The sequence below is a fragment of the Bartonella sp. OC68QHHN genome, from assembly GCF_042193875.1.
In the GTDB taxonomy this organism is placed as follows: domain Bacteria; phylum Pseudomonadota; class Alphaproteobacteria; order Rhizobiales; family Rhizobiaceae; genus Bartonella; species Bartonella grahamii_A.
Genome location: NZ_JBHIME010000051.1, coordinates 25314 through 47526, shown reverse-complemented (window position 1 = coordinate 47526; position 22213 = coordinate 25314). Strand labels below are relative to the sequence as shown.

Below are 22213 nucleotides of genomic sequence, written 5' to 3'. Positions count from 1 at the left end.
TTATAGACTGTTATCAAACGGTCTGTTTCGCGACAATCTTTAAAAGTTTACTATTTGAAGAGATCTTTCGTCTTTTTCTGACTGTTTTTCTTTTGCATCATCCAATTTGCATCACCAACAGCCCTATAATTTTGAGATTTTCAAAACAAGCAGTATTCAATAAGGGGGTCCCAATAGAACGCACTCATAATACTCCAATAAAATACCCATGCAATACATCACAGAAATGACGAGCAATACACGAATAAAAATATGAAAACGGCATCTTTATGCTCTCATCGCCTCATTTTTCAAGATGCAAAGGCTTTTTTTTTCAAAACATTGTTTAGCCAGAATTGAAGAAGATAATATCACCTATCGATTATCAATATGGAGGCTAATATTATGAAGCCACAAGATTCTCCCCTTCCTCATTCCTCACAAACACAAGAAGGAGCAAGTGTACCAAAAGGAGTGCGTGCAAATACATCATTAGACAATCTTGCTACACATTTAGAACACCCCAGCAGCGAAAAAGGACGAAATATCCCATTCGATCGTGAGGAATTAAAAAATATCATTGCTCGTTTAGAAGATGACATCTCAACGGGCCGTTGGTTCTCAGCTGATTATGCAAGTATAGATCTTAAACTAATGCCAGCCTTGGTAGAACAAGCAAATCGTAAATATCCTGAAATGCGCCTTCAATTAGTAGCATCATCTCACGACTTTGCCCTTAAACTAAAAGAAGCCATCGAAAACGGCGTTCAATCTTCTAGATTTATCATTCACACAAAGGATGGAGGTATCCATTTTGCACTCATTGATCATCAAACCGTCGATGACAAAATGTCCGTGATATTTTTTGAACCTACAACATTTAACAATATGAAACCAGCGGTGCTAGCATTAAGAACACAATTGGCCATTAAAGCGCATGAATTGTCTAACTGTTCTTTTGCTATGGCAGAAATGGACATTCAACGCAGTTCCTCTGAATGTGGAATGTTTTGTTTAGCACTCGCCAAAAAGCTTTATGCCGAATCTGATAAATTAGCAAGACTGCACAAAGATAATGTTAAGGGTGTATTATGTAAACCAGACACGCCTTTACCTGCTGAAAAATTAGATACATATCTTCCAACCACTTTTTATAAACATGCGCAAGGAAGAAAACGTCTTGCAGAATATCTAAAAGCCAATCCGGATGCTGAACATGAAACAGTAAACAAAAAAGGCGAGACTTTAACAGAGAGATTTGAAAAAAACTTAGTGACAGCAGAAGGAAAAACTGTTTCTGTTTCACAACACAGAAAAAGAACAACAGAATACAAATCTTTGATGATGTAATTAAGATTTTTTTCATATTACTATTCATCAAAGAACGAAGAGATGCTGCTTGACGGTGAATCGTGAACTTCTGTTAGCAGATCTTCTTTTCCGTTTGTAAGCAGTTAAAGAGTTAAACAGTAAGCAGCGTGACCTCTTAGAGAAAAAAGATAGAACAGGACTGTTCCATCAAAATCAGCTGATTTTAAAATTGTATCAAAATTCCAAAGCTCTTCTTAACAATGATCTATATTTAAATATACAGAAGGCTGAATACATAAAATATTTTATGGTTTTGGATGTTAAGTAAAAGCACACGCTTCCTCCTGTAGATTTTTTCTAAGAATGTCCGCTTTTATCTCAAGCGCCTCCACATCAGGACCACTTGCCAAGACAACCGCAATCACCAACACCAATGCCAACACAAATGATTGTGCACCCCCCTCCAACCTAACCCATCATGCCACCGCTAACACAACCGTAATACCATTGCGTAATCAACACAATCGCTAACATCATCAGCACCAATAAGACCCTATCAAAAAACAGCACAAAGTCTCAAAACCACCAACCCTCTCAACGGAAAACACTAGCCAGACCAACCATTATCCCATTCCCCAAGATGCCAAAACTAACCTTTTGATTTCATCAAAATTTCACATCTCTTCTGTTTTTGAAGAGTGAAAAATTTCATTTTTAATATGACGACCAGCCTCACTTTAACGTGAGGCTTTATTTTATGGAGAAGCAAATGAGAAAAATATCATCAGCAGGGCTTGCACTCATTAAACAATGGGAAGGATTGCGTTTACAAGCCTATAAAGATGCCATCGGGGTATGGACAATCGGCTATGGACACACCAGCACTGCTGGCAAACCGTTCGTTCACAAAGGCATGATCATTACTGAAAAACAAGCAGAAGAAATTCTTTCTCACGATTTAAGAAAATTTGAAAATACCGTTGAAAAACATGTGACGGTTTCCTTAACGGATGAACAATTCGCCGCGTTAGTATCATTTTGCTATAATATAGGAACATCGGCTTTTTGTAATTCGACCCTGCTCAAAAAACTCAATAACGGCGAATATGAAGCCATCCCTGCTGAATTACAAAAGTGGACCAAAGCAGGAGGAAAACGTCTTCACGGTTTAGTGCACCGTCGTGCAGCCGAAGCAGGATTATGGGCAAAAGGTGCTTATGTTTCTCCCAACTACCAAACCGTAGAAACGCAAGCACCCATGGGATTTTTCAAAGCAGAAGCGCTTACACCGATTATTGGTTCTTTTTCTGGACTTGGAGGCTTATTGGCAGGCAATGGTCCCATCCAATGGGCATTGGCAACCATTATGGTTTTAGCCGCCTGTGCTGGCATCTTCTTTGTGGCAAAACGGTTTCAGGAGCAGCGCTTATGATGTGGTGGATGAAAAAAAATCTGATGATAACAGGAGCGGCTCTGACCGCTTTTTTTATCGCTTTAGCAAAAGTTTTTACTCTTGGAAAAAAGATTGAACAACAAAAGCAAATAGAAAAAACGCTAAAGTCATCAACAACACGGCTAGAGGTGGAAAATGAAATTAATCAAAAAAGTGATCCTGATGTACGCGCTGCTCTTACTCACTGGTTGCGCGATAAAAACAATAAATGAGCCTTTTTCTTGCGTTGGTTGGATGCCCATTTATTTAGACAAAAAAGATCTCAATACCATCAGCTCAAATCTCGCAAGAGATATTTTAAAGCATAACAAACAAGGGGAAGGCTTGTGTGGGTGGAAACATGGCTAGAAAAAAAACAGAAACACAAACAGAGCTTACAGAACAGGAAAAAGAAATCCTACAAGAAATCATCACGACTTATAAAAGTGTAAAAATAATGTCACGCTATACGAAGTGGATTATATTCATCATTTTCTTATTAGCGCTTGATTTTTCACGTATCGTGGATGCGTTAACAAGTATTTTTACACAAAAATCGAATATTCAGCTCTAAAATAAATAAAAAACGTGAGACGTGTTAAATCTTTTTTTATATAAAAAGCCATTCGTTATTTTTTGAAAACACAGAAATTTTATTGATGATTTTTCACGTCTCATGGGAAATTTGTACACACTCTTCATAAACGCTTTCATAAAATGAATTTAAGGGCATTAAGAGAGATTTTTAACAAATGCGCGAGTCAACAACTTTGGTAACATAAGAAAATGATCATACCAACGTACATTTTTAAAATAACTTATTGATACTCAAAAGATTTTATACTCTTCACAAATCTCATCGGGAAGATATTATCGCGAAAAAATTGAAAATATTTAAAGATATTTTTTTAATAAGCGCATAAGTAAATAACACGAGGGTATTAACTTGCCTAAAATCCCCATTCTTTAGGCTTAAAAAGAGAGCAATCGGACACCATCCTACACATTACCAATCCTCAATATTTATAAAACCCCCTGTTTATAAAAAACTGACTATTTGAGAATATCCATGAGAGGCATTTTTATTTTCTTTGAGTATTTTACCCTATCCCTCCACTTGTGAGGTATAAGAAAATAATTGAGCTTGTTTCAACATAAGAGAGAATTGAAATGAAAAAGTCCACCGCAATAAAAATCTCTTATTCAATATACAAAATAATGAATGATTATTATAAATAAAAGCGTTGCTCCATTAAAAGTTTTGCCGTTAAAAAATGTGAAGCAACACATGATTGTCGTTATTTGCAAGAATGCAATGCTCTTGAAAACCGTCAAACCACATCACATTGATTTATAACTATCATTAAGCATTGTTCAACTTGAATTAAAACTCTGCATATCTTAGGATTTTCTCATTTCCAAACCTGTCTTCTTTTGAAACAATCCAAAGCCATATCGCTTGCACATTACAGTGTAGGGGTCAAAACTATACAAGAAAATCATGCCTCTTATAAACCGTCCCACGGACCAACGGCTTATCATAACATTGAGAGCCGAAGACGTCTATCAACCCTATCAATCTTTTTATTTTCCTCACACACATTTGAGTAGACGTAGCTACCGTCCATGTGGATTTCACCATTTAACGGAACCAAATCTTTTTGGGCTTGAAGTGATTCACGGATTTTATGGGCTAGGACAAAAGCAGTTTTGTACTGAACATCTAGGTCACGAGATAGCTGTAGGGCTGATATACCTTTCACCGCATTGACATAAATGGCCGTTCTATCAAACTTATGTAAATATGATCATTTCTGATTAAATATACTGTTGATTTCCTGCTTCTTGGAGGCTGGTTTCACCAAAGTCACAGGACATTGGCCAGAGCCTTTCTCTCCACAGGCTGACACGGTGGAACTCACCGCCAAGTTTTTTAAATTAATCGCAGCATTAATGTCTCGATCATGATGTGTACCACAATGAGAACATCTCCACTCACGTATGTTAAGAGGCAATTGTTCAATCTTACATCCGCAATGATGGCAGATCTTACTGCTCGCATACCAACGATCTGCAATAACAATCTGTCGACCATAGCGTGCCGCCTTATATTCCAATTGACGGCGAAACTCGAAAAAACTTTGATCTGCAAGGGCACGCGATAAATGCTTATTTTTCAGCAAACCTTTTATATGAAGATCTTCCAGACAAAATGTACCAAAACGCTGAATTAAATCTGTTGTAACCTTATGCAAATTATCCGTTCTGATATTACTTATCCGTGCATGAAGCTTAGCGCGTTTTTCTTTCTCCTTATGGCGGTTGCTCGAGCCTTTTTGCTTACAGCTTAGCCTTCGAGACAAGCGCCGTAAACGATTTAGCAAAGCCTTATAAGGTTTAACACCTCCTATGGTCTCTCCTGTCGAAAGCGTTGCAAGTGCATTGATGCCCAAATCAAGACCAACAATAGCTTGGTTCTCGCTTCGTGGCTCTTGATTATCTGTTTCAACGCTAAGACTTACAAACCACCGATCCGCTTTACGGCTAATGGTTGCTGACAAGATCTTTCCTTGAAATCGCAATTGTTCTCGCAGACGAACCCAACCAAGTTTGGGAATTCTTATCTTAAAACCTTGCAACTGTATTTGATCATTGGTTAAAGTAAAACGATCGTGCACTCCTTTCTTTCTAAAAGTGGGATATCGGCTTCTCCCTGAAAAGAAATTCTTAAAAGCCACACCCAATTGAATAATGGCCATTTGTGGAGCATTTTTAGTAACTTCCATCATCCATAGAAATTGTTCTCGTTTTAGAGAATTGAATTGTCTACGTAGCGCATAGTCATTAGGCTTTGGTAAATTATGATCTTTCTTCCATGCTTCATATTGCTGCTGCCATTCCTTCAGTGCCCAATTATAAGCAAAGCGCGCGCAACCACTGGCTCGAGCCATGTAGCTTCGTTGCTTATTGTTTAAGTCTAGAGCTATTTTGTGAGCAACAATCATTGCGATGCCTCTACAGCTTGACAAATATTCTCTAATAACCTTTGATTTTTTCTCGAACGACTTCCATAAAGACGAGCACTAAAGACAGTAATAATTTCTAAAACATCTTTGGCTAAATCTTCTTCAAAACTGCTTTCTTCTCCCTGATTAAGAATGACAATCTCAACTTGTTTGGCTTCACAAATGGCGAAGACCAATTCTGCACCAAAGCGCAATAAACGATCTTTATGCGTCATCACCAAACGACCTATCTCATTTTCAATGAGAGCATCCAATAAACGTTTAAGACCTTTTTTACGATAATTCATCCCTGATCCTAAATCAGAGATGAGTTCATAAGTCCAACCTTGGCTTGCGCAATCAAGCTCAAGAACCTGTTTTTGTCGCTCTAAATCGTCTTTTTGATCATGGCTCGATACACGCGCATAAGTAATGGTTTTTCTTTGTGATCGTTCTCTCGAATGAAAAAGCTCAGGTCTAAGCTTGGATAGGTCATAACGGCGGTGTCCTCCTGCCGTATGCTCAGAAATAATTTTGCCTTCACCTTCCCAACGGCGTAGAGTACTGATCGAAACACCTAAAACTTGAGCTGCTTTACCTATCCCAATAAATCTATCCATAATGTATATTATTACAAACATATAAATACATTACAAGAAAGCTGTTAAAGCCCTTTTTCTTATGTCACGAGAGCTGCTAAACATTCCCTCTCCCCCCTCACTATAGCTGCGCAAGCGTCCTGTCCCGCTCTTTTCTTACGCGTTTCAATTCCCGTTTTACTTTACAATACATTCTCACACGCTTGAAAACAAAATAATAAAATTCCAGAATGAGCATGACAAAACCTGCAGGAAAAAAGACCTCCAGAAGAAAGATCAACAAAAAGTATACGATAAAAAAACGGCTTATTTTTTCTCTATCATTTTTTGACGGATTATTTTGTTGATTGGTTGTGTAACCCCGTTGCTGGATAGCCTCTTCTAACTGCTGAATCTTTTTTTTCAACAAATACGTTAAGATGAGATAAAGCACCAATAAAACAGGCATCAAAGCAAAAACACACACCATAATGACTTCACGCAGCACGAAGAACGCCAAAAGAGTGCTATCCTGTGATACACTCAACGGCCACTTGGATTCTAATGGTATCAAAAGAGCTTTATAACCTATCCCAATAAGGAGTGAAATAAGACAAATGATAATATGATCTTTATCAGAACGAAATGATTTTCCAAAAACAAAAGAGCACAGTTTGTTATAAAATGTGGAATTTTCCCCCTTCATTTGCTCTTCCTTTTTATACAATTGTTTGTCCTTGACTTTTATGAGGACACGAATAATCTCTCAAGGGAAATTCCGTCCATTGTCGTCAAACAGAACACCCCAGAGAAAACTTGTATTGCATATTTGGTTGCCAATATTTCAATTTTGCCAATTCACATGCTTGTTTTAAAGAAACATCTCTTAACACTTCCAAACCAACGCGCCTCCACCCCATTTCATGAACAGCACCCATGAAGGGTATAACAGTAACCCCCTCATGAATATCTCCCCCTTATATAAACTCTATTACCACCATCGCTTCAATAAAAAATGTAATCCGGCGTCCATTCATATACGCCACCTGCTGCCTCTACAATAGCCTTACCCTTGCGACAAGCCATACTCGTTCCTCTACGAGACCCATTTACCCTAAAGTCTCCCTACAACAAACCCACCCCTGCTCCTACAACAAGTATACCCCGCCTTTACGATAGCCCTTATCCCTTGAAAAGATAGAAGCATTTTTACTGTTTTCGTTCTCCCTTAGACATGAAAAAAGTCACTTCCATTGATTTGCAAATGATTGCGCAATAAGAGCATTTGAAATGAGAAAATCTTACACCCCTCTTATGCCAATTAAAAAGGATCAATGATCATTCAAAATATGACGATATATTCCATTTTTCATTAGGGTTCTTGCAAGCCAATAGCTAAAAATATATTCATAAAAGCGCTTCTAAGACACGAGACAGCCACTATTTTTGAGACCAAGCGTTTTAATATTAATGAAAGCACTAACATTCCCTTGCAAGTTTGAGGTATTGTTTTGTCAACAATCTTGTTCGTATGGATTAATACTATGACCATGCGATATTATCACAATTGCTCTTTACGGACAGCATAATAATACGCGTCATTTTACTCACAATTCTTTATAAGCCTTGCGTTATAGGCTTGTTAGGAAAAGATAAAGGAAATCCCATTGAATATAGCAATTATTTTGGGGTCTTTGCGTCAACCTTCATTAAAAAGAACGTTAGCCAGTTATTTAGCGGATTGCCTCATGAAGCGGGGTGCATCACTTCATTGGGTTGATTTGCGTGAACAGCCCTTGCCGATGACAGATCCAGATTATCATCAGGTTGAGGCTAATCCAAGTGCTGCTTGTTCGTCAGTTTATAAAAACCATTGCAGCAGCTGATGGCGTTATACTAGCAAGCCCCGTTTATGAAGGATCTTATTCAGGTGTTTTAAAAAATGCTCTTGATAATTTAGCTTATAATGCCTTTTTAAATAAACCTGTTGGGCTTATCTCTCATGGGAGTACCGCCAAAAAATGCGCACAACCGTGTGAGTATTTATTGCCGGTGGTGCGCACGCTTTATGGTTATGCACTCCAATGTCAAATCGCCTCTTCCAACGAAGATTTTTCCTCAAATGATGAAGCTCGTACTTGGAAAGTTATAAGTGAAGAGGTACAAACAACGTTGTGAAAAGCTTGCTGATGAAATGTGCACATTTTTAAAGCAACGAGGTGTGATTTAAAGCAACGAGGGAGGGGGCATGAAAAAAAAGGATGCGCACTATCGTTATTTAGTGGTAGGGGGCACGGGGATGCTTGCCCCTTTGTATCGATCACTAGAGCCAAAAGAAGTGATTATTGCTGCACGCTTTCTTTCACATAAAACCCAGCTTGAGGCATTGAAAAACAAACAGTTGTGTGTGCCATTGGATTATGATTGTGCGACATCAAAGGCACAATTTTTAAAAGCTGTGAAGCAATGGCATGATCTAAAATATTGCATATTATGGATTCATTCATCCGCCCATGCATTTTCTTGCGCATTAATTGAGCGATTAGCTCTTTTGCCCACACCACCATGTATTCTTCATATTTTTGGTTCTAACACGCATGATAAAATGATCCTCGATTGTGCACGCAAAAACAAGGTTGATTTTATCCCCCTTCAATTAGGACAAAAAACAACCCCAAAAGGATCACGATGGCTGACCCATCAGCAGATAAGCCAACAGGTACTGGATGCCATAAAAAACCATATGAATAAACAAAACTTATGATCAATACCTATGGCTTTGCAAAGAAGCAGGGGACCCCCTTTCTATCCATACCCGAACATCCTCTTGAGTCCCCCATACTCTCTAAATCATAGGCTTTGAGAACGAACAATCCTCCTCCCTGCGCCTCAAACGGCATCCTTGTATCAACAGCCCCAGAACCAAACGTTTTTTTTACTGTCTCACACGGGCTTATATCCCTCTGACGATTTATTATCCTTCCCGCAGCTTATTCCCTTCTCACGCGACTTAGACAGCATAATCTTATGGGGTGTTATGGCATAAAACTTAAAACAGCAAATTGTGTTTAGAATTTTTTATCTATTTTAAAACTGACTTTTCTCTCCACACCTCAAAGAACGATGTTTTCCGCAGGACGTAAGGTTCCCACGAAAATCTTCTCTTTCAACAGTCCAAATTTTAGCGGGTTCGATTTGACTTCCCCCTCATCGTCTTCCCTTAGTCCTTATACTCGACAAGCTTTTTTAAAGAAATTTCAACGCGCTCCCTAAAAAACACTTAAACGTACCAAGAAAGCTATAGCAAAACAGAATTTTATGACATCATAGGATGATATATTATAAAAAACACCATATCAGAACCGAATGAAAATTAGACACCTTTACAGTCAGTGTGCAAAAAGCACTCTCATAGGGTAAGAATGCTAAAAAAGTATCACAATAAACCGAAAAGAAAAAACCGATAGAAAACACAATTAGCAACTATGCTTGCTTTAAATACATTTTTACGACAGAAAATAAGAAAACCTAAAATAAAGAACCGTAAACTTTCACACTATCAAGCTCACAAAACAAGTGGTGGATTCCGCTAAATTTAAAGCCTTATAAGGAAAATCCCTGATCATATACAAGATATACCAAAGATACGAAACTTTCTCTCAATTTATACAAAAAGAGATTACCAGCTCTTTATGGCTCTTCAAATCATGAAATTTACAGAATCATCATCAATTGAATTTTTAAAAGCTCATCCTTTAAATAAATTGATAAAAAACGCTTCATCACCCCTCACATCCAACCTCTTCCCTCTTCCTCCACACACACTTCCCTTTTCACCAAACTCCCCCCATTCTAATGACGCATTTCACACTCCAACCTTTACGCCTCCATTGGCACTCTCTTCTCCCCAACCTCGCCACAACCGTCATGTTCTTGAGCAAACACACATCCTTAACTTTACAGTTCCACGTTTTTACGATTTTGCAAATTCACAGAAAACAGGAAACTTCCGATAAACTGCCAAACCTATTACAAGCCTATTAATTGGCATCAGCCCTTTTCACCAAACTCCCCCCATTCCAATGACGCATTTCACACTCCAACCTTTACGCCTTCATTGGCACTCTCTTTACCCCAAATGCAATAAACAGCACTTCCTTCAAAAGGAGGAAACTGCCAAACCTATTAATTTAATCCCCTTCAAACAGAGATCAGCGTAAAATGAGAAAAACAATCTATGCCCTCATCCCAAGCCGTAAAGTAATGGCATGATCTAAAATTTACACCCCCATGACATGAGCGCTACACACGCTTTTTCAGCGCTGCATTTAATTGTTTTGTAACCTTGTAATACGATATCAAACGCTTTATAAAAGAAATATACAGTGCCACAATGGGTATTGTTAAGAAAAAATCAAAAATACCCCCCAGCAGAATGATCAAAACCACCGTCCAAGCTGCCGCCATTTCGTAATGCATTTTATCCCCTTCCTTTTATAAATTGATTTGTGTGGTATAAATTGATTTATTGGGTTACTTCAGTCACTTCTTCCAATTGCTGAATTTTCTTTTTCAACCGAGAAGTTAAAATTTCACGAAGGATCACAATAACAGGAATCGTTGCAAAAATACATACGGATAAAAAAAACCAGAAAAACAAGAGAATGGCAAGATATTCAAATCTGCTCTCATTTATCTCAGCTATCCCTTTAGAGCAAATCACATAGACATAAGCTTTGAAAAACATAATGATGAAAGAGAGGCATGCGTGGAGGATATAATCTTTGCGTGAAAAAGCGAGCCATTTTTTTAACGAATAGGAACTTATCTGTGTTTCTCGTGCTAAATTTTGCGGCACTCTCTCTTTCTCTTTTCCGCTTTTTTCAAAGAAACAAAAACGCTGTGGATGTTCTTTCATCAAACGTCTTTGTTTTTTCACTCTGTAATAAAGCCTCAAACGCTTTATTAAAGAATAATAAGGCGCCACAATAATCATATTCACGAAAATGGCAAAAACTGTCACTGCATTTAGAAGAAAACATCCAACCAGCAGAAACAAAATAAAAAGCGCGACCTCACCCCTCATGCGTATAACCTCATTGATTAATCTCTTGCTGCTTTGTTTTTTCTTTTAGTTTTTTCTTCATTTTTTCCAATTTGCGCTCTTTAAAGGAGCGCAGTCCCCACAAAATAGGAAGTGGTGTGAGAAGACAAAACCAAATCAACACCGGTAAGAGAAAAATAAGAGAGCCAATTCCCTCCCATCTTGTCCATTGCAATGGCTGTACCAGAGATTTTGCACCAGCAGGAACTTCTAAATCCATCATGATAAGACATGTGCAAAACATAATGAAAAAGCGGCGCCCTATTATTTCACAACTTCCCACCCCTTTACGCCTTTCCACTGAAGACACCATAAATTTTTTGAATGAAAAGAAAGACTCTTCAAATGTCGCGTTTTTCTCCTGCATCGATCCCCTCTGCTTTTACACTTCGCGCTTTTTACGCTCTATTTTTAGGTTTAAGCTCTTTTTAATGTATCTAAACTCTTTATTTTTCTCAATAAATTTTTTCCTCAATCCTAATTTCTACATCCATATATTCTAACTCTCCATCCTTTATGTAAAGAATATGAGGACGATAGTTTTTTCCATCAACCTTACAAATCGCGTCCTTTTCGTAAACGAAATATCCCTGTTGCCTTAATTCTTCTCTTTTTTCCTCGATCAATTTTTCATAAGAATCTCTTCTTCTATTGCACAAACTGGGATCTGTAGCTCTAAAATATTCATAGCTCTCCACCTCCATGGAAAAATCCTTTGCCGCCTGTTGAAGCAAATCGTAACTGGGTTGCTTTGTCTTTTCTACCGCCTTAGCAATTATCATCGCGCGTTCCAGATGCTCCTCTTCGATGCTTGCCTCAAAGCCCAGCTTCTCACCTTCCATAAAGCTTTTGTGATAAGCGTGTAAGGTTTCAACATCGCCCATCAATGCCAGAGCCGCAAGATAGCGCAGCGAATAAGGAGTCAACTGAGGGACTACAATTTTGTTTTCCCAAGGAAGGATGCTATATTGAGAGCCAAGCATCTTGCCAAGATCAACTTCAGTCATTGCCTTTTCTAAAGCTTTCTCGAGTGCACAGCGTAAACATCCAACGCTTACCTTTTCTTCAAAAATTTCCAACCCCTTCACATCAAAACTCAATTCAAGAGCAATCAAGCCTCCAGAGTTATAAGGGTCTATCGTTTGGCAAGCCGCCGCATGGATACCAGAGCCCACCGCAATTGCACAATCAAATCGCGGATACCCCTTCTCAGCATTATAAAGAAACTGCACTTCGCGATCTGGTAAATAATAGGTGGCCAAATGATCTCCTTTTTTCTCAATTTCCACCCTCCATCCCAAACTCTTTAACAGCGCCGTTGCACTTTCCATCGTTAGGATTTCCTCATCAGAAAGAGAAAACTCTTTGAACTCTTTTTCCTCAGATAACGGCTTAATTATCGGCATTTCCCCAAGCTGTTCAAAAGCAACAGATTGTTCAAGCACGCGGTTTAATTCTTTTGTCACTTGGCAATACAGTCTCACCCGCTTGAAAGTAGAGTAATACAATGCCCAAATAAACATCACGACCACAGCAGAAACCAGCGTGAAGAATATCAAGCCCACACCCCACGAGAGTACAACAATAATATCTATCATTTTAATATCTATCATTTTCCCCGCCCCTTATTCACTTTTTTGTCGATACGTAGCAGCTACCCGCTTCCAGATTTCTTGCTCCAACTGCTTGATCTTTTCTTTCAACAGAACCGTGAAAATGATACGAGCCACAAAGGCAACAGGAATAAATACAAAAAGAAGCATTGATATAAACTCCTCGATGAAAAAGAGAACTGCCACGACATTCCCTTTCCCCCCAAGCAACATTGGTACGAAGAGAAGAACCGTTCTCAAAGCTGCCACAATGAAAGCAATGCAAAAGATGACTTTATAATTTTTGCTTGTCAAAAACGCTTCTTCAAGCGAAAAAGACCGTGGTTCTTCATCCAATGGTGAATTTTTTCCATTGCCCCTCATTTTTTATCCCTCATTTATCTCAATTTTTAAGCCATTTTCATGAACCGAAGCTTTCGTCCTCACAATGAATGAGGATTCCTCAATATCAAGCGCTTGTATCCCTCATCTTATATAAAGACAATATCAGGGTTGCATTTTTTTCCATCAACTTCAAACATCTCATGAATAGAAGGACTCCTACAACGCGTAAAAATATAGAAAGACCAGTATTCATTTTCCCTCCTCTTCACACGCTGTTTTGTTGAGAAGTGGTTTTTCTTCGCTGCCAGATTTCTTGATCCAACTTATCGATCTTTTTTTTCAACAAACGCGTAAAGATGATACGGACCACAAAGGCAACAGGAATGAGCACAAAAAGAAGCATTGATATAAAACCCAATATTAATGCTAAAATGAACAGGATATAATTCCACCACCCTGTCAAATCCCACTCAAAAAACATAAAGAATGCCACTTTAAAAGCGGTAATAATGAAAGCAATGCAAAAGATGACTTTATAATTTTTTCGTGTCAAAAACGCTTCTTCAAGCGAAAAAGACCGTGGTTCTTCATCTAATAGTGCATTTTTTCCATTGCCCCTCATTTTTTATCCCTCATTTGTCTCAATTTTTAAGCCATTTTCATGAACCGAAGCTTTCGTCCTCACAATAAATTCAATTCATCAATATCAAGGCTGCATTTTTTTTCCATTACCTTCAAACATCATGTTTTCATCACTCACGGTGTATCCCCTGTTGTCTTAAGGCTTCTCTTTTCTCGTCGATTAAATGTTCATAAGAATATCTTCTTCTATTGCACAAATATGGGTCTCTGGCTCTAAAATTCTAATCGCTTTTTTATTTCCAAGAGACAAGCTTCTTTCCAATGAAGAAGCGAACTGGTGCAAAAAAATCGTAACGAAGCTGCTTTTTCTTGACCTCTACTTGAACCATCAGCAAACCCGGCCCAAATGGATTTTTTCGATATTTTTTTCAAAGCCCAAACTTTCATTTTCCATAAAGCTTTTGTAAGAAGGGTGTAAAGTTTTAACATCAGCTCTCAATGCCAAAGCCCCAAAGTAGCACAACAAAGAAGAAGCCACTGAGATATCATAATTCTTTTTTCCAAGGTGGTGCCCCAAACATATTGAAAGCCAAGCACACTGCTAAGATCAACCTCGTTCATCGCCCTTATCTAAAGCTTCCTCAAGCACACGGCGTCATCACCGGGCGCTTACCTTTCCCTCAAAAATTTTCAACCCCTTTGCTTCAAAGCCCAGTTGTCAATCTGGCAAATCCCCAAAATGATAAGGATGAATCATTTGGCAAGCCGCAACATGCATACCAGCGCCTCCCACCATTCCATCATCAAATTGCACAAAACCTTTTTCATCCAGATAGAGAAACTGTCCTTCGGTCTCGTAAATAAATAGATGTCCCCCTTTTCTTTCAATTTCTCTCCTGCAACCCAAGCTTTTTAAAAGCACTGTTGCACTTTCCATGGGGCAAAACATCTTAATCAAAAACTTGGGCTTTTGGCTCGCCTTCTTTATGCGCCTTGCCTCTCCATTTTTTCGAAAAAATTGATTTTTCTTCCCCGAGCACCACCGCCGCATCTTTTGCTTTAAGTATAGATTTTTCGCTCTCAATATCGCTTGATAAGACACATTTTTATACTTGATAAAAAGAAAATAAGTGACAATATTTCTCTCTTAAAGAAAACACCAACAGCAAGTAAAGCCCAAGAACAATAACAGCCCCCCTTCACTTTTCCCCCTTACAAGCATGCAAGAACCCCACTCAAGTAAGAGCCTCAATTCTTTTCAAAACACGACACAAATATAAAAAAAGCATAAAACGTGAAGTGCACCCCATGCTCCTTAATGAACAAGTCAAAAGCAACGCTTATGGCAACAAAAGCCTCTCTTCACTTTTTTCCCTCACTCACTTTTCCCTCCCTCACATTGTATAGTATGATTGGTGCTTTTTTCTGTTCAACCTCTTCTTCTAATTGCTGCACCATTTTCTTCAGCTGACGGGTCACGATAAAACGCATAATAAAAACAATCGGTAAGAATAAAAAAGTACAGGCAAGCATCCATGCCAGTGGCTCGAATACGACAAAAGAAAAAAAGTCCCTTCCTCTCCATATCTTAACGATAGCAGTTATAACTATTGGAGCTGTCACTATGACCGTAGAAATATAGAATATTTTTTTATAGTCTTGCCAAACAAGAGAAAGCTGTTTTTTATCCAACACTCTGCTACTTTTCATTTTTGGGAGATCTGTTTTAAGGCAATATCGCGTTCATTCAGCATGCATTTCAGTTCCTTTTTCACGCGGCAATACAACCACGCACGCTTGATAAACAGGTAATAAATGATAAAAACCGGCACCCATATTAAAACATTTAAGAGCGTAAAAAACAGGAAAGAAAAGGCTATTAATGTTATAAGACTACTCGTCACTTTGTCCCCCTTCCACATTCTGCATACGGATTGCCTGATCGCGTTGTTTTATTGCTTCTTCCAATTGTTGAAGCGTTTTTCTCAATTTTCTCGTTAACTTTATGCACATGATCCCAATGATCGGAAAAACGAGAAGAATCCCTAACCATATAAAGCTATAGCGAATGCCTGAAAGGGGCGGCATTATAAAGCTAGCCATACTATCCTTCCACCATACCAAATGTGCGATAGAGAAAGCAGATTGCAAAACAGCAAAGAGAATAAAGACAAAAAGAATTATTTTACATTCTTTTGAAGAAAGAGGCAGAGATTCTTTGAAGTTAAGAAAGCGTATTTTCGCATCAAGGGTCTTATGCGCGAGATTGTGTCTTTTCATTTCTCCCAGATCATTGCGCAATTGTTGTATGGCTTGCTTTTGTTGCATCGTACTCTTTTTCAAGTCTTGAGCGAGTTTAAAGGATAATCTCATATGCTTGATCAACAGGTAAGGAAGCCTAACTATGACCATAAACATTAAAATGGCAATAATGATGTACCCTAAAAAAGCCAAATATTCTATGATGATGCCCACTTTTTTCCCCTATCATATTGATGTGAAATTATCATTTTATCCTCTGCTCAAGCAAATATTTCCAATCTCTTTACTGTTTTTTTCACGCCATAATGAAGGAGACTATGAAGAATTAAAATAACAGGTAAAGAAACAACAATACATGCCCAGAACCAAAACAGCAGCTGCGTGACAAAATCAACAATGTGAAGCACTATAGGCGCGTGATTGTGCAAAAAAATGACAGGTTTTGGAAGAAAAGCAAAAAAAACGACAACACCTACACAAAGTGCAACCATAACGCAAGTGATAGAAAAGATTTTTCGATAATCTTTTTTTGAGAGAAGCAAAGATTCTTTAAAAGAAAGGGGGCTGAACTGTGTTGCAAGAACTGTATTCTGTCCTCTCCCCTCTGCCTGATTATACCTCAAATTCTGCGCTGCACCCTTTTTTAATTTCATTCGCATCTTACACAACAAGATTGTCCGTTTTATCAACGAATAATAAAGAACGAAAATTATCATCATGGTAGAAAACAGTATCATGATCCATGCAGAATAAATAAAGATAGTCGTCCCTAAGGAGGTCAATAATAGAATTATTAAAAAAGGCATTACAGAAGCGGTCACTTTCCCCCCTATCATATTTTGTTGAGAGATTGGTTGTCTAGCTGTTGCTGCTCTGGCAATGTTTCCCATTGCAGCATCATTTCCTTCACATCCCGTTTCAATATGGCGTTAAAGATAGAAAAGAGTGGAAAGAACACCACAAGAACAGCAAAAATCATTTGCGGTAAGAGACATAAAAAAGCCCAAACACTATTCCATCCCATATTGCGAAGAAATTCGATTGCAGGAAACCGTATAAAGCCCTGAATCATTCCTTGAAGATCTTCTTGTTTTGTTTTTCCCAGTGCTTGGAGCTGCTCTCTGGATATAACGTAAAAAAACTCCAAAGGATTCATATAGACAGTCGCGGCAAAAAGCACCAACAAGAGGATAGCCAAACAACAAATGATGATATAATCGTTTGTTGAAAGCACCATCCATTTTTTGAAAGCTGCCGATTGATCCAACACTGGCTGTGATACAAAAGCCGTATTTCCCTCATGGACAGATTGGTGTTGTGATTTATCTTTGATCATACGGTTACTCCCCCAATTCTAAAATGCGCCCTCAATATTTGATCGCGCGCGACCAGCGCGGTAAATTCGCTTAGCACTCTTCTCAGAGTAAAGCAAGCACTATAATCCCCTCTAAATATTTTATTCACTTGCCTTATACGCGCTTATACGTGAAGCACTTACAAGCCCAAACACCCAAGCAAAAAAATCGTCCGTAATGACAATTTATGGTGACGAAAGATAGTGCTTGATATTACACTAACGCAATGTTTGCAATGCTTACATTGCCATTGTCTACGACTGGCAATGGAATAGGCTTTATTTTGTACTTGGCATTTCAGGCAAACCACGATTTCTGTATTACCCCAACGCAATTTACACAGCATAGCATGGCACTTGTCATCACTTAACCGAACAATGGCTAGTGACGACATACTACGAGCATGGGCTGTTAGTAAGAAGTGTTTTGTCATAATTTAAGCCCGTTAAACATCGTTTATGATGATTATACGCCTTATAACCAATTTTGACAATAGATTTATAATCGTTTATAATGATTATATGTTTTAAATAGTGAGAAAATACGACATGAAACACTCAAAGAGCAATGAATGGCGAAATAAAGCCAAGGGCATTGTTAAAGCAGAAATTGTCCTTAGAAACCTTAGCTATGCTGATGTGGCAGAAAAGTTAAAAGACTTAGGTATTGAGGAAACCCCACAAAACCTTAGCAATAAGATTTCTCGCGGAGCTTTTGGGGCGGACTTTATGTTGCAGGTTTTGACTGCGATTGGGTGCAATGAAATTCGTTTGATTTAATAACATTTTTTATAAACGATAGTTTTGAGTTGGTCTTAGTGAGAAGGTTTTAATATATTTAATAATGATGCACATCTTGAAAGTAAAAATAGTAGCTTATCTAAAGCCAAAAGTGCCAAAAAGGATGAATTTTACACGCAATACAACGATATTGAAAAAGAAATGCAAGCCTACCTTGACTATGACGCTAACGTTTTTCGAGGTAAAATTGTCTTTTTACCATGTGACGACCCCGATTGGAGTAACTTTACCAAGTATTTCGCTCAAAAATTTGAACGATTTGGCTTGAAAAAACTCATTAGCACCAGTTACGCACATACCAGTAAAGATTTACAAGCTGATTATCAGCCGTCTTTATTTGAAACTCAAAGCCCGAATTATGACAAAGATAAATCGGTAAAACAGGGTAAAATATTCATCCTTGATAAAGACAATAACCATGACGGCAAAGTCGATATTAAGGATTTGCAATGGCATTACCTTAATGGCACAGGGGATTTTAAAACAGATGAAATCAAAGCCTTGCGAGATGAAGCGGATATGATTATCACCAATCCACCCTTTTCGCTATTTCGTGAATTTTTGGCATGGATAGTGGAAGCGGATAAACAATTTTCCATTATTGGAAATATGAACGCCATTACCTGTAAAGACATATTTTCACTCATTAAAAACAATGAAGCATGGCTAGGTGCGACCATTAATAGTGGTGATAGAGAGTTTAGAGTGCCTGAAAGCTACCCACTTGAAGCGGCAGGATTTAGAATTGATGACGAGGGGAATAAATATATTCGTGTAAAAGGCGTTCGTTGGTTTACAAATATCGACCATGGCAGACGACATCAACCCTTGCAACTGATGACAATGGCAGAAAATCTTAAATTTAATAAGAAGATTCAAGGAAAAAATGCTTATCAAAAATACGATAATTACAACGCCATTGAGATACCCATAACGATCGCTACACCAAGCGATTATAAAGGTATTATGGGTGTTCCTATTAGCTTTTTAGACAAACACAACCCTGAACAATTTAAAATTATTGGTATGGATTTAGATGTCAAAAATGGATTATTAAGTAATTTAGCTGTTGCTGATTGGAATGGTAAGTTAGACCGTGCTTACATTAAGGGTAATCGAATGTACTCCCGAATCCTCATACAAGCAGAATAATAAGAGTGCCTAATATATATATATGAATATATAGATTATAATGATGAGCAAATGCTATTTGACAATAATCACGTAACTCAATGTGATTATTTCAACAATCTACCATTTAGAATACAGCGTATTGTGCTTACACCTGATAATCAAAACACTCAAAATATCGTTGCGATTGCAAAAAAGCGTTTAAGCAATATAAGTTTTAATTCAGCCAATTCGTCAGGTGATACAAGAAATTTAAGAGAAATTCAGTTAAAAGGCTTGTGTGGTCTTATCATTGAGCAATTATGCTTTACTATGCTTAATCACTACAATACAAGTAAAAATGTTTCTATACAAATAGATAGTTCAAATAATTCTATCAATCAAGTTGATATAAAGATTATCAAAAGATGGAAAGACCAATCAGACATTGAACATCAAGCCATAAAAACAGTAGAGATACGCTCCTCTTTTCCATTTAAGCCGATAGCAGAAGCTATAATAAAAGATTTTGATATATTAGGTACTTATACTAACCATGTTAAAACTATAGAAATGAATAAAGATTTCTATTTGCGTTTTCTTTTTAGTATTGATTACAGTAACGGGCAGTTCGTTAAAAATAATAAAGGCGGTATAGATTATAGTGCTACTACAGTTAAGTTTTTAAGTGAACAGTATTTCGATGATAATTTATTTTTGAAACGAGATTTGGTTGTCTATTTTGTCGGTGGGGCTACCAAAGAAATGATGCTTGATGACACGATATCATATTATGGCTCTATGCAGTCAAATAATTTCAATAAGTCTAGCACCGCAAAATATCGAAAATTAAAAATTAAAAATGCCCTTGATTGTATTTCTATAATTCAACTAATGTTAAATGTTGTCGCTGATGAAGCATCTAACGGGAAATAAGAATAATTTATGAAAACCACGCTTAAGACCTATACCATTGCCGATATCTGTCATGGATTCACCTACAACGAATTTGAAGGCAAAGGCTTATTTGGCTTATCTGGCAAACTTACCATTCAACCTGAATACCAACGCAATTATATCTATGCTGATGGTAAACGTGATGTTGCCGTTATCGAATCTATCCTAAAGGGCTACCCATTGGGTTTGTTGTATTTTAACCAAACAGGGGATGGTATCTATGAGGTTTTAGACGGACAGCAACGCATTACCAGTATCGGGCGATTTGTTACCAATAAATTTGCCATCATGGATAACAATAAGACCCCGCAATATTTCAACTCACTACCACCTGAACAGCAAGATTTGATTAATAAAACCAATCTTTTAGTATATGTGTGTGACGGTGAGGAAATCGAAATTAAAAACTGGTTTAAAACCATCAACATTGCAGGCGTACCACTCAATGAACAAGAATTATTAAATGCTGTCTATTCAGGCAAATTTGTAACCCTAGCAAAAGCCGAATTTAGCAACAGCCAAAACGCCAATATTAACAAATGGGCGAGTTATGTGCGAGGGTCAGCTTTACCGCCAAGACTTTTTAGCCACCGCCCTTGAATGGGTCAGCCGTAACAATGGAGGCGACTACATGAGCCGTCACCGTCATGATGACAACATCAGCGAACTAAAAACCTATTTTAATACCGTAATTGACTGGGTATCAGGGATTTTTACTACTGTTGAGAAAGAAATGCAGGGGATAGAATGGGGGCGACTATATGAAACCTACAAATCCAAGCCTTACAATCCGCAAACCATTAGTGAGCAAGTAAAAAACCTATATTCAGACCCTTATGTCAAAGACCGTAAAGGAATTTTTGAATATGTGCTAGGTGGTATGATGGATAAAAAATTACTTAATGTAAGAGTATTTGATGAAGCTACAAAAAAATCAACCTATGCCAAACAAACTGCCAATGCCGAAGTGAATGGGATTTCAAACTGCCCGCTATGTGCAATCAGTGACAATGTCAATAAAAATAAAATTTGGAAACTTGCCGACATGGATGCAGACCATGTAACCGCTTGGAGTAAAGGGGGTGCAACCGACAAGGCTAATTGTGAAATGTTATGCAAAACTCATAATAGAGCTAAGGGTAATAAATAACACAAATCACTAATAAACATTGGTTTTGTGCAAGTGCTACATAATGACGAAATTTCACAAAAAAAAGATACGCAAGCAACAAAAGCGTGAGGCATCATCTTCGTTATTTAATAAGATATTACTATAAGTCATAAAGCAAAAAGAGGATGACAAGACGAGTGATTATATGCCTTTACATTCTTCCTCAATGAGTCCTGTTTTTCTATTGCAGAGATTAACCAAACAGAGATAGGCTTGTCCCAGTTACAAAACCCCTTTAACAGAGCAAACCTTGAATTTTTTCATACAAAAGCTTAAACACCAGCATCTTATTCATAAAAAAACAAACAAGAGCCAACATGCTCTGTCCAACTTTCAATGGGGACTAACTCTTGCGTTGGTTCATAAAAACCATTCGCACTTCTAAAACACAAACACTAAAGCACAAACACAGGATTTTTTAATGGTGCATGCATAAACTTGAAATGAAAAAATAGAACTGTATAAGGAAGAAATGACTATAAATCAAAAAGTTGTATTTTTATCAATAAAATATTTTCAAAGGAAACTACGATCCCCGCACAATAAAAACATCTCATAAATAAAAACATCTCATAAATGCAAGAGAAAAAGTCATGAATAAAGAGAGATCTATTCACAATGGCGATACAT

At 37.7% G+C, this 22213-nt stretch carries 31 protein-coding genes and 1 pseudogene; 14 read left to right on the top strand and 18 right to left on the bottom strand.

Features of this window, described 5'->3' with window-relative positions; translation table 11 throughout:
• The first annotated feature begins 384 nt into the window (after positions 1-384).
• The gene (locus ACFIJ0_RS06475) at positions 385-1329 is read left to right on the top strand and encodes a YopJ/AvrA family T3SS effector serine/threonine acetyltransferase (RefSeq protein ID WP_375623740.1); all 945 of its coding nucleotides are present in this window, start codon (positions 385-387) and stop codon (positions 1327-1329) included.
• 281 nt (positions 1330-1610) lie between these two features.
• Here ACFIJ0_RS06475 and ACFIJ0_RS06470 read toward each other — a convergent pair whose 3' ends face one another.
• Complete coding sequence (locus ACFIJ0_RS06470) at positions 1611-1757, bottom strand: hypothetical protein (RefSeq protein ID WP_375636969.1); 147 nt, start codon at positions 1755-1757, stop codon at positions 1611-1613.
• 302 nt (positions 1758-2059) lie between these two features.
• On the opposite strand from ACFIJ0_RS06470, the gene ACFIJ0_RS06465 reads away from it, so the two are divergent.
• From ACFIJ0_RS06465 to ACFIJ0_RS06450, 4 genes are read left to right on the top strand one after another with little or no spacing between them, the layout of a single operon-like run.
• Positions 2060-2722 (top strand): lysozyme, encoded by a 663-nt coding sequence (locus ACFIJ0_RS06465; RefSeq protein WP_375623744.1) that lies wholly within the window; start codon positions 2060-2062, stop codon positions 2720-2722.
• Complete coding sequence (locus ACFIJ0_RS06460; RefSeq protein ID WP_273788536.1) at positions 2719-2955, top strand: hypothetical protein; 237 nt, start codon at positions 2719-2721, stop codon at positions 2953-2955. The genes ACFIJ0_RS06465 and ACFIJ0_RS06460 overlap by 4 nt, the downstream gene beginning before the upstream one ends.
• On the top strand, positions 2879-3091 hold the full coding sequence (locus ACFIJ0_RS06455) for a hypothetical protein (protein WP_375623746.1): 213 nt from the start codon (positions 2879-2881) through the stop codon (positions 3089-3091). Before ACFIJ0_RS06460 ends, ACFIJ0_RS06455 begins: the two co-directional genes overlap by 77 nt.
• A complete protein-coding gene (locus ACFIJ0_RS06450) occupies positions 3084-3296 on the top strand; it encodes a hypothetical protein (protein WP_375623748.1) in 213 nt (70 codons plus the stop codon). Before ACFIJ0_RS06455 ends, ACFIJ0_RS06450 begins: the two co-directional genes overlap by 8 nt.
• A gap of 1096 nt (positions 3297-4392) precedes the next feature.
• On the opposite strand, the pseudogene ACFIJ0_RS06445 reads toward ACFIJ0_RS06450, so the two are convergent.
• The 4 genes and pseudogenes from ACFIJ0_RS06445 to ACFIJ0_RS06430 form a co-directional block, all read right to left on the bottom strand.
• Positions 4393-4500 (bottom strand): annotated as a pseudogene (locus ACFIJ0_RS06445) (IS1595 family transposase); the annotation flags it as partial.
• 30 nt (positions 4501-4530) lie between these two features.
• Entirely contained in the window at positions 4531-5727 is a 1197-nt protein-coding gene (locus ACFIJ0_RS06440) for an RNA-guided endonuclease InsQ/TnpB family protein (RefSeq protein WP_375643968.1), read from the bottom strand.
• On the bottom strand, positions 5724-6347 hold the full coding sequence (locus ACFIJ0_RS06435) for an IS607 family transposase (protein ID WP_375643967.1): 624 nt from the start codon (positions 6345-6347) through the stop codon (positions 5724-5726). Before ACFIJ0_RS06435 ends, ACFIJ0_RS06440 begins: the two co-directional genes overlap by 4 nt.
• Before the next feature lie 100 nt (positions 6348-6447).
• The gene (locus ACFIJ0_RS06430; RefSeq protein ID WP_375622834.1) at positions 6448-6879 is read right to left on the bottom strand and encodes a hypothetical protein; all 432 of its coding nucleotides are present in this window, start codon (positions 6877-6879) and stop codon (positions 6448-6450) included.
• 1093 nt (positions 6880-7972) lie between these two features.
• Here ACFIJ0_RS06430 and ACFIJ0_RS06425 point away from each other — a divergent pair.
• The 4 genes from ACFIJ0_RS06425 (at position 7973) to ACFIJ0_RS06410 (ending at position 10321) form a co-directional block, all read left to right on the top strand.
• The gene (locus tag ACFIJ0_RS06425) at positions 7973-8191 is read left to right on the top strand and encodes an NADPH-dependent FMN reductase (protein ID WP_375622833.1); all 219 of its coding nucleotides are present in this window, start codon (positions 7973-7975) and stop codon (positions 8189-8191) included.
• On the top strand, positions 8148-8483 hold the full coding sequence (locus ACFIJ0_RS06420; RefSeq protein ID WP_375622831.1) for an NADPH-dependent FMN reductase: 336 nt from the start codon (positions 8148-8150) through the stop codon (positions 8481-8483). Before ACFIJ0_RS06425 ends, ACFIJ0_RS06420 begins: the two co-directional genes overlap by 44 nt.
• A gap of 70 nt (positions 8484-8553) precedes the next feature.
• On the top strand, positions 8554-9069 hold the full coding sequence (locus tag ACFIJ0_RS06415; protein WP_375622829.1) for a short-chain dehydrogenase: 516 nt from the start codon (positions 8554-8556) through the stop codon (positions 9067-9069).
• A gap of 943 nt (positions 9070-10012) precedes the next feature.
• Positions 10013-10321 carry a hypothetical protein gene (locus tag ACFIJ0_RS06410; protein ID WP_375643966.1) on the top strand — a complete coding sequence of 103 codons (309 nt, stop codon included), beginning with the start codon at positions 10013-10015 and terminating at the stop codon, positions 10319-10321.
• 286 nt (positions 10322-10607) lie between these two features.
• Here the strand turns inward: ACFIJ0_RS06410 and ACFIJ0_RS06405 are convergent, their stop codons facing one another.
• From ACFIJ0_RS06405 to ACFIJ0_RS06345, 13 genes are all read right to left on the bottom strand, one after another.
• Positions 10608-10784, bottom strand: coding sequence for a hypothetical protein (locus ACFIJ0_RS06405; RefSeq protein ID WP_375623232.1), 177 nt, complete (start codon positions 10782-10784; stop codon positions 10608-10610).
• 46 nt (positions 10785-10830) lie between these two features.
• Positions 10831-11391 (bottom strand): hypothetical protein, encoded by a 561-nt coding sequence (locus tag ACFIJ0_RS06400; RefSeq protein WP_375623230.1) that lies wholly within the window; start codon positions 11389-11391, stop codon positions 10831-10833.
• A 10-nt stretch (positions 11392-11401) separates the two neighbouring features.
• Positions 11402-11776 carry a hypothetical protein gene (locus tag ACFIJ0_RS06395; RefSeq protein ID WP_375623228.1) on the bottom strand — a complete coding sequence of 125 codons (375 nt, stop codon included), beginning with the start codon at positions 11774-11776 and terminating at the stop codon, positions 11402-11404.
• 88 nt (positions 11777-11864) lie between these two features.
• On the bottom strand, positions 11865-13007 hold the full coding sequence (locus ACFIJ0_RS06390; protein WP_375643964.1) for a DUF6990 domain-containing protein: 1143 nt from the start codon (positions 13005-13007) through the stop codon (positions 11865-11867).
• Positions 13008-13034: 27 nt separating this feature from the next.
• Positions 13035-13385 (bottom strand): hypothetical protein, encoded by a 351-nt coding sequence (locus ACFIJ0_RS06385; protein WP_375623224.1) that lies wholly within the window; start codon positions 13383-13385, stop codon positions 13035-13037.
• A gap of 226 nt (positions 13386-13611) precedes the next feature.
• Positions 13612-13968: a hypothetical protein gene (locus ACFIJ0_RS06380; protein WP_375623222.1), complete on the bottom strand. Its 357-nt coding sequence runs from the start codon at positions 13966-13968 to the stop codon at positions 13612-13614.
• 233 nt (positions 13969-14201) lie between these two features.
• Positions 14202-14417, bottom strand: a complete 216-nt coding sequence (locus ACFIJ0_RS06375) for a hypothetical protein (RefSeq protein WP_375623220.1) — start codon at positions 14415-14417, stop codon at positions 14202-14204.
• Positions 14418-14646: 229 nt separating this feature from the next.
• Positions 14647-14979, bottom strand: coding sequence for a hypothetical protein (locus tag ACFIJ0_RS06370; RefSeq protein ID WP_375623218.1), 333 nt, complete (start codon positions 14977-14979; stop codon positions 14647-14649).
• A gap of 311 nt (positions 14980-15290) precedes the next feature.
• On the bottom strand, positions 15291-15623 hold the full coding sequence (locus tag ACFIJ0_RS06365) for a hypothetical protein (RefSeq protein ID WP_375623216.1): 333 nt from the start codon (positions 15621-15623) through the stop codon (positions 15291-15293).
• A gap of 198 nt (positions 15624-15821) precedes the next feature.
• Positions 15822-16256, bottom strand: coding sequence for a hypothetical protein (locus tag ACFIJ0_RS06360; protein WP_375623214.1), 435 nt, complete (start codon positions 16254-16256; stop codon positions 15822-15824).
• A 194-nt stretch (positions 16257-16450) separates the two neighbouring features.
• Positions 16451-16843, bottom strand: coding sequence for a hypothetical protein (locus tag ACFIJ0_RS06355; protein ID WP_375623212.1), 393 nt, complete (start codon positions 16841-16843; stop codon positions 16451-16453).
• A 179-nt stretch (positions 16844-17022) separates the two neighbouring features.
• Positions 17023-17526 (bottom strand): hypothetical protein, encoded by a 504-nt coding sequence (locus ACFIJ0_RS06350; RefSeq protein WP_375643963.1) that lies wholly within the window; start codon positions 17524-17526, stop codon positions 17023-17025.
• Between the two features lie 158 nt (positions 17527-17684).
• On the bottom strand, positions 17685-17939 hold the full coding sequence (locus ACFIJ0_RS06345; RefSeq protein WP_375623238.1) for a transposase: 255 nt from the start codon (positions 17937-17939) through the stop codon (positions 17685-17687).
• Between the two features lie 154 nt (positions 17940-18093).
• Here ACFIJ0_RS06345 and ACFIJ0_RS06340 point away from each other — a divergent pair, with 154 nt between their 5' ends.
• From ACFIJ0_RS06340 to ACFIJ0_RS06320, 5 genes are read left to right on the top strand one after another with little or no spacing between them, the layout of a single operon-like run.
• Positions 18094-18324, top strand: coding sequence for a DUF6471 domain-containing protein (locus tag ACFIJ0_RS06340; RefSeq protein WP_375623208.1), 231 nt, complete (start codon positions 18094-18096; stop codon positions 18322-18324).
• A 54-nt stretch (positions 18325-18378) separates the two neighbouring features.
• Positions 18379-19497 (top strand): adenine-specific methyltransferase EcoRI family protein, encoded by a 1119-nt coding sequence (locus ACFIJ0_RS06335; protein ID WP_375643973.1) that lies wholly within the window; start codon positions 18379-18381, stop codon positions 19495-19497.
• 51 nt (positions 19498-19548) lie between these two features.
• Positions 19549-20391: a hypothetical protein gene (locus ACFIJ0_RS06330; protein WP_375643962.1), complete on the top strand. Its 843-nt coding sequence runs from the start codon at positions 19549-19551 to the stop codon at positions 20389-20391.
• Positions 20392-20400: 9 nt separating this feature from the next.
• A complete protein-coding gene (locus ACFIJ0_RS06325) occupies positions 20401-21012 on the top strand; it encodes a DUF262 domain-containing protein (RefSeq protein WP_375643960.1) in 612 nt (203 codons plus the stop codon).
• Positions 21013-21043: 31 nt separating this feature from the next.
• The gene (locus ACFIJ0_RS06320) at positions 21044-21562 is read left to right on the top strand and encodes an HNH endonuclease (RefSeq protein WP_375643959.1); all 519 of its coding nucleotides are present in this window, start codon (positions 21044-21046) and stop codon (positions 21560-21562) included.
• Positions 21563-22213: the final 651 nt, after the last annotated feature.

Coding starts and splice junctions, on each gene's coding strand:
- ACFIJ0_RS06380 (WP_375623222.1), bottom strand. CDS start 13,968: ATGAGGGGCAATGGAAAAAATGCACTATTAGATGAAGAACCACGGTCT.
- ACFIJ0_RS06475 (WP_375623740.1), top strand. CDS start 385: ATGAAGCCACAAGATTCTCCCCTTCCTCATTCCTCACAAACACAAGAA.
- ACFIJ0_RS06450 (WP_375623748.1), top strand. CDS start 3,084: ATGGCTAGAAAAAAAACAGAAACACAAACAGAGCTTACAGAACAGGAA.
- ACFIJ0_RS06360 (WP_375623214.1), bottom strand. CDS start 16,256: ATGCAACAAAAGCAAGCCATACAACAATTGCGCAATGATCTGGGAGAA.
- ACFIJ0_RS06405 (WP_375623232.1), bottom strand. CDS start 10,784: ATGCATTACGAAATGGCGGCAGCTTGGACGGTGGTTTTGATCATTCTG.
- ACFIJ0_RS06440 (WP_375643968.1), bottom strand. CDS start 5,727: ATGATTGTTGCTCACAAAATAGCTCTAGACTTAAACAATAAGCAACGA.
- ACFIJ0_RS06330 (WP_375643962.1), top strand. CDS start 19,549: ATGCTATTTGACAATAATCACGTAACTCAATGTGATTATTTCAACAAT.
- ACFIJ0_RS06400 (WP_375623230.1), bottom strand. CDS start 11,391: ATGAGGGGTGAGGTCGCGCTTTTTATTTTGTTTCTGCTGGTTGGATGT.
- ACFIJ0_RS06390 (WP_375643964.1), bottom strand. CDS start 13,007: ATGATAGATATTATTGTTGTACTCTCGTGGGGTGTGGGCTTGATATTC.
- ACFIJ0_RS06320 (WP_375643959.1), top strand. CDS start 21,044: ATGAGCCGTCACCGTCATGATGACAACATCAGCGAACTAAAAACCTAT.
- ACFIJ0_RS06345 (WP_375623238.1), bottom strand. CDS start 17,939: ATGTCGTCACTAGCCATTGTTCGGTTAAGTGATGACAAGTGCCATGCT.
- ACFIJ0_RS06465 (WP_375623744.1), top strand. CDS start 2,060: ATGAGAAAAATATCATCAGCAGGGCTTGCACTCATTAAACAATGGGAA.
- ACFIJ0_RS06375 (WP_375623220.1), bottom strand. CDS start 14,417: ATGTTAAAACTTTACACCCTTCTTACAAAAGCTTTATGGAAAATGAAA.
- ACFIJ0_RS06325 (WP_375643960.1), top strand. CDS start 20,401: ATGAAAACCACGCTTAAGACCTATACCATTGCCGATATCTGTCATGGA.
- ACFIJ0_RS06370 (WP_375623218.1), bottom strand. CDS start 14,979: ATGCGGCGGTGGTGCTCGGGGAAGAAAAATCAATTTTTTCGAAAAAAT.
- ACFIJ0_RS06410 (WP_375643966.1), top strand. CDS start 10,013: ATGAAATTTACAGAATCATCATCAATTGAATTTTTAAAAGCTCATCCT.
- ACFIJ0_RS06395 (WP_375623228.1), bottom strand. CDS start 11,776: ATGCAGGAGAAAAACGCGACATTTGAAGAGTCTTTCTTTTCATTCAAA.
- ACFIJ0_RS06350 (WP_375643963.1), bottom strand. CDS start 17,526: ATGATCAAAGATAAATCACAACACCAATCTGTCCATGAGGGAAATACG.
- ACFIJ0_RS06415 (WP_375622829.1), top strand. CDS start 8,554: ATGAAAAAAAAGGATGCGCACTATCGTTATTTAGTGGTAGGGGGCACG.
- ACFIJ0_RS06460 (WP_273788536.1), top strand. CDS start 2,719: ATGATGTGGTGGATGAAAAAAAATCTGATGATAACAGGAGCGGCTCTG.
- ACFIJ0_RS06340 (WP_375623208.1), top strand. CDS start 18,094: ATGAAACACTCAAAGAGCAATGAATGGCGAAATAAAGCCAAGGGCATT.
- ACFIJ0_RS06355 (WP_375623212.1), bottom strand. CDS start 16,843: ATGAAATTAAAAAAGGGTGCAGCGCAGAATTTGAGGTATAATCAGGCA.
- ACFIJ0_RS06385 (WP_375623224.1), bottom strand. CDS start 13,385: ATGAGGGGCAATGGAAAAAATTCACCATTGGATGAAGAACCACGGTCT.
- ACFIJ0_RS06455 (WP_375623746.1), top strand. CDS start 2,879: ATGAAATTAATCAAAAAAGTGATCCTGATGTACGCGCTGCTCTTACTC.
- ACFIJ0_RS06435 (WP_375643967.1), bottom strand. CDS start 6,347: ATGGATAGATTTATTGGGATAGGTAAAGCAGCTCAAGTTTTAGGTGTT.